Origin of the sequence: Bacillus sp. AY18-3, assembly GCF_008042305.1 — a bacterium.
Classification (GTDB): Bacteria; Bacillota; Bacilli; order Bacillales; family Bacillaceae_G; genus Bacillus_A; species Bacillus_A wiedmannii.
In genome coordinates, this window is record NZ_QKQR01000002.1 from 1 (window position 1) to 13178 (window position 13178).

Annotated in this window: 17 protein-coding genes and 1 pseudogene; 5 read left to right on the forward strand and 13 right to left on the reverse strand. The window is 34.6% G+C overall.

The features are described from left to right. From DM800_RS00570 to DM800_RS00590, 4 genes and pseudogenes are all read right to left on the reverse strand, one after another. A pseudogene (locus DM800_RS00570) lies at positions 1 to 221 on the reverse strand (hypothetical protein); the annotation flags it as partial. Between the two features lie 106 nt (positions 222 to 327). Further along, the gene (locus DM800_RS00575; RefSeq protein ID WP_147786205.1) at positions 328 to 864 is read right to left on the reverse strand and encodes a C1q-like domain-containing protein; all 537 of its coding nucleotides are present in this window, start codon (positions 862 to 864) and stop codon (positions 328 to 330) included. 285 nt (positions 865 to 1149) lie between these two features. Next, positions 1150 to 1401, reverse strand: coding sequence for a DUF3947 family protein (locus DM800_RS00585; protein ID WP_147786333.1), 252 nt, complete (start codon positions 1399 to 1401; stop codon positions 1150 to 1152). Positions 1402 to 1742: 341 nt separating this feature from the next. Next, positions 1743 to 2141 (reverse strand): CHRD domain-containing protein, encoded by a 399-nt coding sequence (locus DM800_RS00590; protein WP_147786206.1) that lies wholly within the window; start codon positions 2139 to 2141, stop codon positions 1743 to 1745. A 201-nt stretch (positions 2142 to 2342) separates the two neighbouring features. On the opposite strand from DM800_RS00590, the gene DM800_RS00595 reads away from it, so the two are divergent. Further along, a complete protein-coding gene (locus DM800_RS00595) occupies positions 2343 to 2480 on the forward strand; it encodes a DUF3956 family protein (RefSeq protein WP_000443219.1) in 138 nt (45 codons plus the stop codon). Positions 2481 to 2601: 121 nt separating this feature from the next. On the opposite strand, the gene DM800_RS00600 is transcribed toward DM800_RS00595, so the two are convergent. Together DM800_RS00600 and DM800_RS00605 are read right to left on the reverse strand one after the other, a co-directional pair. Then, positions 2602 to 2880: a hypothetical protein gene (locus DM800_RS00600; RefSeq protein WP_000539238.1), complete on the reverse strand. Its 279-nt coding sequence runs from the start codon at positions 2878 to 2880 to the stop codon at positions 2602 to 2604. A 239-nt stretch (positions 2881 to 3119) separates the two neighbouring features. Further along, a complete protein-coding gene (locus DM800_RS00605; RefSeq protein ID WP_147786207.1) occupies positions 3120 to 3776 on the reverse strand; it encodes a DUF6944 family repetitive protein in 657 nt (218 codons plus the stop codon). 381 nt (positions 3777 to 4157) lie between these two features. Between DM800_RS00605 and DM800_RS00610 the strand changes: the two genes are divergently transcribed. Further along, entirely contained in the window at positions 4158 to 6137 is a 1980-nt protein-coding gene (locus DM800_RS00610) for a collagen-like repeat preface domain-containing protein (RefSeq protein ID WP_147786208.1), read from the forward strand. Positions 6138 to 6355: 218 nt separating this feature from the next. On the opposite strand, the gene DM800_RS00615 is transcribed toward DM800_RS00610, so the two are convergent. Both DM800_RS00615 and DM800_RS29495 read right to left on the reverse strand, forming a co-directional pair. Next, complete coding sequence (locus DM800_RS00615; protein WP_088063282.1) at positions 6356 to 6709, reverse strand: hypothetical protein; 354 nt, start codon at positions 6707 to 6709, stop codon at positions 6356 to 6358. A gap of 574 nt (positions 6710 to 7283) precedes the next feature. Further along, entirely contained in the window at positions 7284 to 7409 is a 126-nt protein-coding gene (locus tag DM800_RS29495; protein WP_255288454.1) for a hypothetical protein, read from the reverse strand. 248 nt (positions 7410 to 7657) lie between these two features. Here DM800_RS29495 and DM800_RS00620 point away from each other — a divergent pair, with 248 nt between their 5' ends. Beyond that, complete coding sequence (locus DM800_RS00620) at positions 7658 to 8266, forward strand: hypothetical protein (protein ID WP_088063281.1); 609 nt, start codon at positions 7658 to 7660, stop codon at positions 8264 to 8266. Here DM800_RS00620 and DM800_RS29050 read toward each other — a convergent pair. Then, positions 8245 to 8418: a hypothetical protein gene (locus tag DM800_RS29050; protein ID WP_170968428.1), complete on the reverse strand. Its 174-nt coding sequence runs from the start codon at positions 8416 to 8418 to the stop codon at positions 8245 to 8247. The two genes, DM800_RS00620 and DM800_RS29050, sit on opposite strands and share 22 nt — an antisense overlap. A gap of 808 nt (positions 8419 to 9226) precedes the next feature. Between DM800_RS29050 and DM800_RS00630 the strand changes: the two genes are divergently transcribed. Together DM800_RS00630 and DM800_RS00635 are read left to right on the forward strand one after the other, a co-directional pair. Then, positions 9227 to 9541, forward strand: coding sequence for a thioredoxin family protein (locus tag DM800_RS00630; RefSeq protein WP_000658777.1), 315 nt, complete (start codon positions 9227 to 9229; stop codon positions 9539 to 9541). Positions 9542 to 9836: 295 nt separating this feature from the next. Next, positions 9837 to 10718: a cation diffusion facilitator family transporter gene (locus DM800_RS00635; protein WP_142291726.1), complete on the forward strand. Its 882-nt coding sequence runs from the start codon at positions 9837 to 9839 to the stop codon at positions 10716 to 10718. Here DM800_RS00635 and DM800_RS00640 read toward each other — a convergent pair. The 4 genes from DM800_RS00640 to DM800_RS00655 form a co-directional block, all read right to left on the reverse strand. After that, positions 10708 to 11343: a phosphatase PAP2 family protein gene (locus DM800_RS00640; protein ID WP_000833364.1), complete on the reverse strand. Its 636-nt coding sequence runs from the start codon at positions 11341 to 11343 to the stop codon at positions 10708 to 10710. The genes DM800_RS00635 and DM800_RS00640 overlap by 11 nt on opposite strands. 74 nt (positions 11344 to 11417) lie before the next feature. Further along, complete coding sequence (locus DM800_RS00645; RefSeq protein WP_147786209.1) at positions 11418 to 12176, reverse strand: sporulation protein; 759 nt, start codon at positions 12174 to 12176, stop codon at positions 11418 to 11420. Continuing rightward, complete coding sequence (locus tag DM800_RS00650) at positions 12158 to 12979, reverse strand: serine/threonine protein kinase (RefSeq protein WP_088063277.1); 822 nt, start codon at positions 12977 to 12979, stop codon at positions 12158 to 12160. The genes DM800_RS00645 and DM800_RS00650 overlap by 19 nt, the downstream gene beginning before the upstream one ends. Continuing rightward, positions 12979 to 13161 (reverse strand): hypothetical protein, encoded by a 183-nt coding sequence (locus DM800_RS00655; protein ID WP_142329952.1) that lies wholly within the window; start codon positions 13159 to 13161, stop codon positions 12979 to 12981. The genes DM800_RS00650 and DM800_RS00655 overlap by 1 nt, the downstream gene beginning before the upstream one ends. Positions 13162 to 13178: the final 17 nt, after the last annotated feature.

A 13178-nucleotide genomic window follows, 5' to 3' on the forward strand; every position in this document is an offset into this window, starting at 1 on the left:
TTTTCCGGAACAGGTTGATTCATTGTATTAACAGCTCTAAATGCAGACGCCCTTACAAGCTTTTCTTTCTTATCATCACAACAATTCACTTTTACATACTTTCTATCACATTGACTATTTTTTCTAAAGCAATCATGACTTTTCTTTTTATAATCTTTACAATACTTACAGTAATAACAAGACGTAGTAAGTCCCCCTTTAAATTTATTATTACATACTATGCAATATAGATTAGAATAGTTTGGACAAACTGTTACTATTTTCAATAGAATAAAATATCCCCACCATTTCGGTGAGGATTATTCTTTCTCTTTTGTTTACTCGACTTTATTTAATTGGAGAAGGGAATCTTGCAGCTTCAAAATGTGAGCCGTCTTCTGAAGGACTTAAAACTCCGTCTATGCTACTTTGTGCATAAACCTCAACTTGATCTCCTTCATTCAATTGAATAATCGTCGAAACACTTACTACATTTCCAAAACCTATTGGACCGAAAAAGTCATTATCTATAGCTATTGCTGCGTTTCCATTTACACGAATTTCTACACGAGCTCTATAATTTAAACTAGGATCGTTTGGAAAGAAACCAATCGTTCCAATAATAGAGTAAACTCCCCTAGTCTTCAGAATAAAAATAGACGTTACTGGATTATACTCATTTGCTAAATCAAATTGTTCATTTTGGAACAATACCTTTACAAAAGTATTGGCAGGAACCGTTTGATTCACCGTATTTCTAGCTCTAAATGCAGATGCCCTAACAAGCTTCTCCTCGTTGTCATTACACTTACTCGTGCTCTTACAACAATCATGCTGTTTCTTTTTATACTCTTTACAATACTTACAGTAGTAATAGCAAGACATGCTAGTTCCCCTTTCATGCTTATTACTACATATTATGTAAGGGGGATTCGCAATGTTTGGACGAGCTATTGTTTTAGCACTATACTTATCGCCTATTTATATACACTTGAGAGGAAAACATATTAATAAAAACACAACCTAGATGTATAGTGCAATCCATTCAAATTTAACGAATTTACCGAAAAAACTCTCCTTCCAAAGGCGTATGAAGGGCGATAGCCCAGCGCTCGATGGGAGATGAATTTCGGTTTGGGATACCTGCCCCCTACTGATTAAACTTTCAATTTATAGATTAAATACAGTTCCATATAGGATAGTAAGAAAAGAACTTCCATACGGTGTGATTTGATGCACTGGGTAAAAATACTCCATAGATGAATAATACGGCTGGATACCTTGTTGCTGCATTTGCATTTGTTGTTGCATTTGTAATGCTTGTTGAACAGCTTGAACTGTACTTTGTGCTCCACTAAACGTTATTGATGTACCATACGCTGGTCGCATACCAGCTTGAGTAGCAAAATAAGAATAAAACATTACTTTCATCTCACTTCCCTAAAAGTAATTACAAGTTATGTTATGATTCTTTATTTCAGTGGGTGCGGAGAGTTAATCTATTAGCTTTGATTAGGTTTAAAGATTTTTATTATCTGTTACACTTTCATATTTCATTTACAAGGTTCATCTACTAATACTAATTTAATTTTTGAAGGGGCATTTCATTAACAAGTTTCTGATAACTATTTTTTAAATTCGACTACTTTCAAAATTTTAGAAATGAATGTTTAAGATTACTAAAAATAGATTACTTATCTATACAACCTTCACAAAATAAAAACACCCTAAACGGATGCTTTATTTTTCACTACTTTTATTCATTAACAATAATTCAATTGTCCTCGTATTTCACCATTAGAATGTTGTACTGTATGAACATTAATATATATGTTTCCAGATATGATTTCATTTACAAGAGTACCTAATGTTTGACCCGCTAACGGCCCGACCAAATCTTCTTGAGTAATCATTCCCGTAAGAGTTGCACACTCTATTGAAACTGGATTTGTTATAGGTCCAAATAAAAAAGCTACAACAGGACCGTTCGTTCCTTTTGACCCAAGATGCAGATGGGCAGCTACTACATCCTCTATATCGAATAAATCTAGCTTGAATTTTAAGCTAAGCTTGTCCGGGCTTAATTTAAAGAAAGCCTCTCCTCGAGCACCTGTTTCTACTAGTGGAACTTCATTCCTACCGCGTAACTTTGCAAAGAACATATTTACCACTCCTACGTTGTTATATACTCCTAATATATTCTTGTCCTTCATATATAGTGTTAATAAATCAGGTATTAGTCTACTTAATTTTTTTATACCATAGGTTAAATTATCAATTTCTATTAAATCCATTAATATTACTATTACGTATTTGAATTTTATTCATATACTATATTAGATTACTCGGAAGGAGGCGAAAGTATGGAAAGCTGTGTTTTGTTCGTTAATGGACAACCTCTTTTAGTGGTCTCAGTCGCTGGAATCGAAATTGCTAGATTAGAACTTTCTCTTCAAGTAGCATTGACCTTAATAGCATTAGGAATTCCAATCTGTGCATAAACGTTAGGTATCTATTCAAAAGAGAGCTTAGGCTCTCTTTTTTATTCATATCTTTCCTTCACAACAAAAAAAGACACCACTAAAAGCACGGCATCGCGTAAAATAACTGCTATTTGTTTAATCATTTCTTCACTAGCAACCCTAATTCATGTAGAATTTCTGAGAACGAATAGCCATATGCAAAACCTACAATACGAATCCCTGGAATCCATCTATGTTCTAAATTTTCATTGTATGTTTTCTTATAATACTTTAATTTAGAATCTATACTGTATTTGTCGTTAATAATTACTTCATCGCTATGAAATCCATCCATTTCAATCTGAACAGCTACGTACTCTGCTCCCTCAATAAAGGCTTTATTATAACACTTTTCTAATTCTTCTAATGTCACTCCCATTATTAACCTCCTTTCCAAATGGGTGTTTTGTTCAATAAAAAAAGAGCATCTAGATCAGTAGATGCGAAGATATATATATAAGGTAAGCTCTTGGATTATTTAATAGATTATAAACTGGTTGCTTGTCCTACAATATATTATATGATTTTCATATAAAAATGGTTCATCAAAAAACAAGGTGAAAATTACTCATTGTCATTTTAGAAAATAGTTACATTTTAATTTTTTAAGCTAGTCTATCAATCGCTCCCTTCCAACTCCTCACTTTCTTCACGTATTTGTCCAATTAATGAAATTACGGACCCTACGGCTTGTATCCAACTTCCTGTTATTTCTATCAGTTGTCCTTCTTTATTTTTTTCATTCGGTTCGCTATTCACTTGAATGTTTGAATTTTTTTCAATATCATTTAATCGATTTCCTTTACCATACTGTCTCTCTTCTCTATTAGTTTTCAGTTCATAAATACCTCCAATTGCTTGCAATGAATTCCCTATAGCTTGCATTAAGTTTCCTACTATATTTAAATATTCATCTTTATCTGAAGTATCCTCAAATTCATCTGCTAATGCTGTAAGTCCTCCTAAAGCCTGTGTCCAATTCCCAGCAATCACTAATTTAATTTTTGTTTCATCTTTAAACTCAATAACCAATCCAGATATTACAGTTACATTACCAATTGATTGAATTTCATTCCCGATTTTTTCAAGAGATATTTCCCCTTGACCATCAGCCTCTAAAGCATTTCCAACTGCTTGTAATACGTTCCCGTATACACTCAAATCTTTCCTTACATTACTGCTTATAAAATAAAAAGGTGTACTTCCAATAGCGGCAGTTATTGTACCTATAGCTGCTATCAATGCACCAAATATTTCTTTTAGTTGGTTCTCCATTTATAACCTATCCCAACATTAAGTAATTACTTTCATCTTATTCAATCCCACATCTACCTGTTAAAAATTCAAACATAGATATCTATTTATATTACTTTCCCTATTAAACTAAGCAGTTTTTGCAAATAGATGACTTCTTCACTAGAACACTTAATAAATTACTCTTTTTATGTTTTAAGTTAATAAAAATATATTTCCATATTGTTTTCTAGTCTTACTTACACTTTCTGTTAATAACCAATTATTGATTATACATCCCATAAGAACGTCTCGTTTTTCTAAACATATACTTAGAAGAAAAATATTCCTGAACATTACACAAATACTTACAAATGCTTAAGGCATACTTAACGATTATAAAATTTTAAAAAGGAGGTAATTATGAAAAATAATCAAAACTCAAACGATCCGTGCGAAAAATTCCAATTCCCCTGTTTTATTTCTATATCCTCTTGCGATCAAACTAATTGTTGTACACCTGTTTTCTTCTCATCTTCTCAGCAACAAGAATTATTGTCCCTAATTAACCAATTAAATCAAGCTATCCTTTCTTTCTTTACCACGCCAAATCCGACAACTATACAAATACTCCAATCATCATTACAAGCGTTAAATGATTTAATCATTGCAGTACAACCAAATACTCCAAATAAAAATTTAGTTATACGAACTATCACTCAATTAATCAATTCTTTGCCCACTGCATCTCTTACTCAAATCTCTGCGTTATTCCAATTTTTATTCCAAAATTTATCTTCGCTCATTAGTTGTTCCAATATATCGGACCCATTGTTACAACAAACATTCAACTTAATTTTGCAAGGAATATTGAATAGTTCTCTATTAAATATTATCGGAATACCCGGTCCTACTGGAGCGACAGGACCTAGAGGATTTTCAGGACCTAAAGGAGCTACTGGTCCTCAAGGTGTGCAAGGAATTCAAGGGCCAGAAGGACCAGAAGGAGCTACTGGTCCTCAAGGTGTGCAAGGGCTTCAAGGACCGGAAGGACTTGCAGGAGCTACTGGACCTCAAGGCGTGGAAGGGCTTCAAGGGCCAGAAGGACCGGAAGGACCGACTGGACCCCAAGGTGTGCAAGGGCTTCAAGGACCACCTGGGCCACCTGGACCCACTGGCTCTGGGACTGGAATGGGAGTTCCTGGACCCCCAGGACCGACTGGACCTCAGGGAGTACAAGGAATTCAAGGGCCGGAAGGACCAGAAGGAGCTACTGGACCTCAAGGTGTGCAAGGCATTCAAGGGCCGGAAGGACTCGAAGGGCCGACTGGACCTCAAGGTGTGCAAGGTATTCAAGGACCGGAAGGACCAGAAGGGCCGACTGGACCTCAAGGTGTGCAAGGTATTCAAGGACCGGAACCGACTGGAGATTGTGAGTGTCCAACAGGACCTACGGGACCGACTGGGCCAACCGGCCCCACTGGACCTGCATGTAATTTCCTTGTTTATGTTACAAACGCAGGGGCCATAGACGATCCCACAGATGATACAGTATCTGTAATTAATACCGGAACAAATACAGTTGTTGCTACAATTGCTGTAGATAATGCTCCTCTTGAAGTAACCGTTTCACCAAATGGGACTCGCGCTTATGTTACTAATATTTTTTCTGATACCGTATCCGTTATTAATACTTCTACAAATTCTGTTATCGCTACCATTCCTGTTGGAAGCGACCCGATTGGTGTAGCTGTTTCTCCAAATAATACAACTGTTTATGTTGGAAATCACGGTAATAATACTGTTTCTGTTATAAATGCTGCTACTAACACAGTTGTTGCTACCATTCCTGTTGGTAACGCTCCGCAAGGAATCACCGTTTCTCCAAATGGAACCTTTGCATATGTCGCAAACGAATTAAGCAACACAATTTCTGTTATTAATACTGCTACTAATACAGTTAGCGCTACTATTCCTGTTGGCATTCGTCCTAGAATAATCGTCTTTACACTAGATGGCACTCGTGCCTATGTCACAAATCAAAACAGCAATACTGTTTCTGTTATTGACACCGCTACTAATTCCGTAATTAATACAATTAACGTAGGTACTGAACCGGTTGGTATAGATATTACACCAGATGGCACACGTATTTACGTTGTAAATAAAGTTAGTAATAATGTATCAGTAATAAGCGTGGCGACAAATACTGTAATTAATACAATTCCTGTTGCCTTATCCCCGGATCAAGTAACCATCATACCAGATGGCACTCTCGCCTACGTTACAAACCAAGGTAGCAATACTGTTTCTGTTATCAATACTGCTACAAATATGGTTATAGATACTGTTCCAGTAGGCGTTGCTCCAACTGGTATAGCAACTGGAACTATTTGTGAATAAAAAAAACAGAGAGACAAAAATATATGTCTCTCTGTTTTTTCGTTCCTTAAAAACTTCATATTCAAAGTCCCCCTTGTATGAAATGAAGTAACTGCTTAACTTTACGAACGTGAAAAACAGTCACAAATTATCTATATCACGCTCTAATCATATTTTCTAATCTTCTAAAATTCTTTTATAAAATAAAAAAGCAGCTGTTAAGCTACTTTACATTCGTTTTATCCCCAAGAGAAATGATATATATATTCTCCCGTTACACTTTGATTAATCCCATTAATTCTAGCAAACCGCATTAAGTCCGCTCCTTGAAGAAAATACATCGCAAGCATTACTGGCACTTGTGACCACATAAACTGATAAAGCTCCTCGGCTCTCAAGTTTGTCGAAACAATTAAATCATTTACAGGTCCTTGATTCCATACAGAAGTTCTAACTGAAATAAACGGAAGATCCTTTCCATTTACCACTATTCTTGCCATACTTTGAGTTATGTCCATATCAATGCCCTCCATCATTACAAAAATCGGACCTGTGTATTTACTCCTATGGTTATAAATATTCTTGACTTTCATAAATGACTAAGGCAAACCTCTATTTTTCGCTTCTATTCAAATAAATTTATTTATTACAGTAAAAAACAAATGAAATTTTAGTATTACTCTCCCTCAACTTCCGTATTATTTAAATATTCCATACCCTTGTTCGCTTTAAAAATCTGGTATGCAAAATTACATATCTTATTATCTCAATATCACTTTATTAACTACAATTTGATAGAAATTCATTTGAATCACCTGATAAATCAACATTTGTAATTTAATTCCTTATTTAAAATTCCACCTTATTATTCTTAAACACTATATTCAAATAATTATATTGGGATTTCTTGTTGTATACACATCTATCTTTTTCATGTATTATATACGAGAAGAGTAAGGTAAGAGTTACTCTTTGCCATTTTAGGAAAGGTCCTGTTGGAAACAACAGGACCTTTTTTCATATAATTTCATTTCCGTTTATTTCCATAATATTATTTATCAAAAACACTATGCCCACGTAACAAATATCTGTAAATCCATGAATATGCATGCGCTTTATGAAAAAAATAAAAAAGCACGTTATTCGTCATTTTAACGATAGCGCGCTTCACTCATCTTCTTTATTTGCTTTCTTTGATTTTTCATTCTCTTCTTTCTGGGCTTTCTCCACTGCTTTTAAAAACCCTTCCAATGCTTTTTTCGGATTATTATCATTTAGTGGGTGTAGATCCATTCCAGTTTCCTCCTCTTAGAAAGTATTCCATGAATACCAAGCTCAATAAGAAATACAAAAGCCACAGCACTCACACACCGTGGCTGAATATATAAAATAAATTGGGATTTTCGTCATTTTTGCGAATCAGCTTTACAATTACCATTGTGTATGAACATCGGTTTTTCTAGCATCTAGTTCACCTCCTTAAAAATGCAGGATTTCCCTTTCCAATATTGAATTAGTAACATTTGGAAAGGAGGTGTAACATGGCGGAAATTAAAGTGGGACTTACACAATTTTTAGACTTCACACTGAAAAGTAGTGCAGCTAAAACAAATTTTGTAAAGAATTTAAAATCTCAACCTGAATATCACCCGGTTTTTGATTACTGGAAACAATTACGAGAAACTGTTATTAAATTTCATAAAAACGAACTACCTTTTGATTGTTTTGAAACATTAGTACAAACTGTTGATCAGAAGAAAAAGCAAAACTACATTGATGTTATAAAGCAGTACAAAAAATTTATTAAAAACAAAGAAGTCTCTTGGTTTGATCCAGGTAAATCACATTGGTTATCAGATAATTTAATCGTCCGCTCATCACCTGAACTCGGTTTGCTCATTAATGATGAGCCGCATCTTATTAAACTATTTTTCAAAGGAAAAAAAGAGCGAATTGATAAATATAACATCAACTCAACACTGACATTATTAAATGAATCAACATTTTCAAATAAATATAACGATGTGAATTATACTGTCCTTAACATCCAAAAGAACAGAATGTATACGAATAACTCTATTAATAATGATCATTTAATAGCTCTTGAATCAGAAGCCCACCAGCTTTGTTATTTATGGAATAAGATATAAAGGGTATAGGTATCTCTTTCAATACCTTGTTCATGCGTAATTTGGGCACAATTTTCACAAATCCAATTCGTTTCTTTTAATTGAAGCTCACCTTCTTGTTTCTCACAAACAATGCAAGGTGGGCGTTTTTGTTTCTTCACCCATTTCAACATCCTAATTCCCCTGACTTCTTAACCGCTAAATAATTCCTAAGATGTTCTTATGATCCCTTTCGCGTTCCACATCATGTTTTTTCTTTCAATCTATACAGTGCAGCAATTTCCCCTCTTGTTAGTCACGCTTCTTTCACCCATATTACTTTTTGGGGTTGTGATTATTGCTGGAACTCATATAACGCCGCCCTAATCTCTTCTCTCACAACTTCACGAATACGTTCTTATAACGATTCCTCTAAATTCATACATGCATCCCCTACATCTTTTTTTGAATTTCCTGCTTGTTGTTTAATTCACTCATAAAATTTATGAGTAATGATTATCCACCGTTTACCTTCTCTAAGTACCAGAAAGAGATTGCTTGTTTTATCCGGCATTACATTTCAGTCGCTTCATAAACATCTCATAAAAATATGTGAGGAAAAAAAGAACGTTATAGCAATGGCTATCATGAATACAATTTGAATTACCCTACTTATAATAGTAACCTTACAATTCAGAAGTTTGACACAACCCTAGAAAAAGCTTATAAAGAAAAGTGAGGTTTCTAATATTCGTTTCTAGGACCTAAGGTGTACATCCGAAGATTGCAAGTAAACATTTAGGATATAACAAGAGTAGGTATCACGCTGGGCACTTACTGAGCTGTTGTACCAGGACTTCAAGAAACTGCGGTGGATCAATTTGCAAACGAATTATTCAGAATGAAAACTCTCGTTAGAAGTTCGTTAGAAGTTTTCGTTTCACAGCAAATACACCAACTAAACAACCAAAAATATTAATAGTGAAAAAGGAGAAACAAAACATGAAAGAAATCAAATCTGAACAGGAATTCAAAGACATCATCGCAAGTGAGGAGCCAGTAGTTGTTAAGTTCTTTACTACATGGTGCCCAGATTGTGTGCGTATGGACAACTTTATCGGAGATGTAATGGAAGAGTTCAATAAGTTTGAATGGTATTCTATTAATAAAGATGAGTTCCCAAGTATCGCTGAAGAGTATCAAGTAATGGGTATTCCAAGTTTACTTGTATATCAAAATGGTGAGAAGCTAGGCCACTTACATAGTGCTAACGCAAAAACTGAAGAGCAAGTTACTGAGTTTTTAGAAGCATACTAAGATGAAGACCCTCTAAAATATATTTTCTAGAGGGTTTTTATTTTGCCCAATCACCTTTGAGCGGTGTAGTATACGGATTCATCATAATACATCTATCCTTTTCCCTATCCCCTCGATCCAAATCGCGTTCACACCCTAACTTTGCACTTTACAACATATTTTTCCTTCACGAAACTTTGTTATCCCCTTCTTAAAAACCTAAAAAACGTCAACAATGTTTGTATAGACCCACACGAGTTTCGTTTGGTACTCTATTTATAGAAAGAAATCCCTTGTAGAAAGGTGAGTGATTAAAATGGATACTCTTTCTCATAAAGAAGCTGATAAAGGTGCTATTGTCAGCATTATGGCCTACATATTTTTATCCTCTATGAAAATTATCATCAGTTATATTACCCTCTCTAGCGCATTACGTGCTGACGGTTTAAATAACTTAACGGATATCGGTGCTTCTTTAGCGATATTAATTGGTCTAAAAATCTCTCGTAAACCTCGTGACCCAGATCATCCTTATGGGCATTCACGCGCAGAACAAATTGCATCACTTGTTGCTTCTTTTATTATGGCAACGGTCGGATTAGAAGTTATTATTAGTGCTATTCAATCTTTTTTAAATCCGAAACAAGTAGCGCCTAATGTACTTGCTGCATGGGTAGCCTTATTTTCTGCTGTCGTTATGTACTTTGTGTATTTGTATACGAAAAAGATTGCAGCGCGCACAAAAAGCAAATCATTAGAAGCCGCTGCAAAGGATAATTTATCAGATGCTCTCGTAAGTATCGGTACAGTAGTAGGTATTGTCGGTTCGCAGTTCCAAATGCCTATTTTAGATCCTATTGCCGCTTTAATTGTCGGCCTTATTATTTGTAAAACTGCATGGGAGATTTTCGTAGAAGCTTCTCATATGTTAACGGATGGAATCGATCCAGATAAGATGGAAGAGTACGCTGGTGCTATTGAACATATTGGTGGCGTGGAAAACATCGTAGATATTCGCGCTCGTATGTACGGGAATCAAACGTACGTTGATATTACAATCGAAGTAGATGCTCGTATGGATGTTGGTGAAAGTCATTGTATTACTGATAACATCGAGGCTATGCTCCGGAAAAAGTTTGGCATTTACCATGCACACATTCATGTTGAACCAATGGAAAAAGAACCTATTATGACATAGGTTCTTTTTTAATGAACGCTTTATGAAATATAACACATAAAACGAGCCAGCTACCGCCAGCTGCCCATCCTGCTAATATGTCAGATGGATAGTGAACGCCAAGATATATTCGGCTAACTGAAATAGATAATACAACAAAGCTCGCTATAAAAATAATCAACAATTTTTTATGCAATGTAATACGTTCTTCAGTAATTGTGACGTATGCAATAAATCCTAAAAAAGCAGTAGCATTCATCGTATGACCGCTCGGAAAACTATATCCAGTTGCAGTAACAAGCTGCGTTACATCAGGTCTTGCTCGTTCGTACCATAGTTTAAGCATACTGTTTAAATAACGAGATCCATAATAATTAATTGTTAGAAGTAATGCACTAAGCAACTTTTTTCTAACGAGAAAATACATTACAAGAATGATGAGTAACGGAAAATATATTCTTTTGGAACCGATAAAAGATACCCAAGTAAAGTAGGCTGTCAAGTAATCGTTTCGAAAGCTTTGAATAAAATGCGCGACTATATTGTCAAATTTCTCAATACAAGCGGTATGATACGAAAGTGATAATACGACAAAACAAATGAGTAGCGTAAAACTTAACAAGTATAAATGTCGATATCGTTTCACATACATAACCTCACTATACAAAAAAATGGAGCGGTTGTTTTAGTTTTCCTCTCCATTTCTTTTTTATGCATAGTTTATTTAAAAATATAATTGTTAATTTTTTCTTGCATTGTTTGAATATCTTCATTCGTTACTGTAAAGCGAATCACTTTCTCGTCAAGATCAAGCGCTTCTGCAAATAAACCTGCTAATCCGCGAGATTTTCTGTCTACTTCCATAATAATCTCTAGGCGATCGTAAGCGCTTGGTAAGATTAATAATTCTAGTTCATCTAATTTCCCATAATACTCTCCGGAAACAGGAACAAACTCAAATTCTTGTGCAAACGGAACTTGCTTACGTAATCGATACGGTATTTCTTCACATTCTATATGACGCGCTTTAAAACCTAATTGATTTACACTCTCTAACACACTATTTAATAGTGCATTGGGCAACACTTGAATGTAATCACGATCACTTGGATCTATACTGCGTTTAATATCAAGACCTGTATGCACCCAAACTGTTTTCATTCCAAGTGTAAGCGGGGTTTCAACTGGCATTATAAATGAAAATGGAATTTCTATTTTTTCATTCGGCTCAACAGAAAAAGGTTCTGTTAAACGAACTCGCTCTAAATCATATGTTGCTGTTACTTTTTTATCATCCACTTCTCGTACATACGACGTCGATAATGTTAAGTAAATGCTTTCAATTTGTTGGCTAACTGAACCACCAGTTATATGAACCTTCCCTAGTATCTCTTCTCCAACAATATACTCATCTTTTTCAAGAACTGTATCTACTTTTGCATTACCAATACCAACACTTGCTAAAAACTTTTGAAACACGGAACCTCCATCCTTTCTAAAGCAAAAGCTATATCTTTTTTTAAATCTTGTACATTCTCATAGTACGGCGTTTTTATTTGTAACATTCGCATAAGCATTTCACGGTTATAATTTTCCAAAGTTAATTCGTCATACCATGGTTTTTCATGTTTTTCATTAGATTCATAGCCTGCATATAATAAAAATAACGAGAAATGACCAAGCGCATAAAAATCGCTACGAAAGTGAACTTCTCGCATCAAAGCTTGTTCACCTTCATAAGCTGTAGCTCGTTCATCACCCTCACCCTTCAATTTAGCTAATCCAAAATCAATAATACTAATTTGGTTTTCTTTCATTAATATGTTTGGAATGCGTAAATCTCGGTGAATTATACCTTTATTATGAAACACCGATACAATTTCTAATATTTCATATAAAATTTTTAAAACTTCACGTTCTGTATATACATGCCCATCTAAGAAAATATAATCTTCGAAATTTTTACCAGGCATATATTCCATCACGAAAAAGCTTTTTTTCTCCCATACGAAATGATCATATAAACTAGGAATTGCATGATGATTTAATGTTTGTAAAATCATTTTCTCTTGTTCAAATGATTTTCTACCTGACTCATACCTTTGTTTACTCTGTCTTAATTGTTTTAAGACTTTATTTCTATTTATTTGTAAATCATTAACGACATATGTAACCCCATAACTGCCCATTCCAATTACTGATTCAATTTTATAACGTTCTGCAACGATTGTATTTTTTCGCAGTGGTCTATCAAATAAAGCTAGTATACGACGCCATTTCATCAGCTACTTGAAAAGAAGCTACGACTTTTACGTTTTCTTTTATAATGCTGATGCCCATAACCAGATGAATGTCGTTTATAATCGCTACTTGAATAAGAGCGACCTCTATGGCGATAATCACTACTAGAATACGAACGATTTTTTTTCCTACCTAATAAAGAATCAATAATTTTTTTGAACATCCCTTCACCTCTTGAGT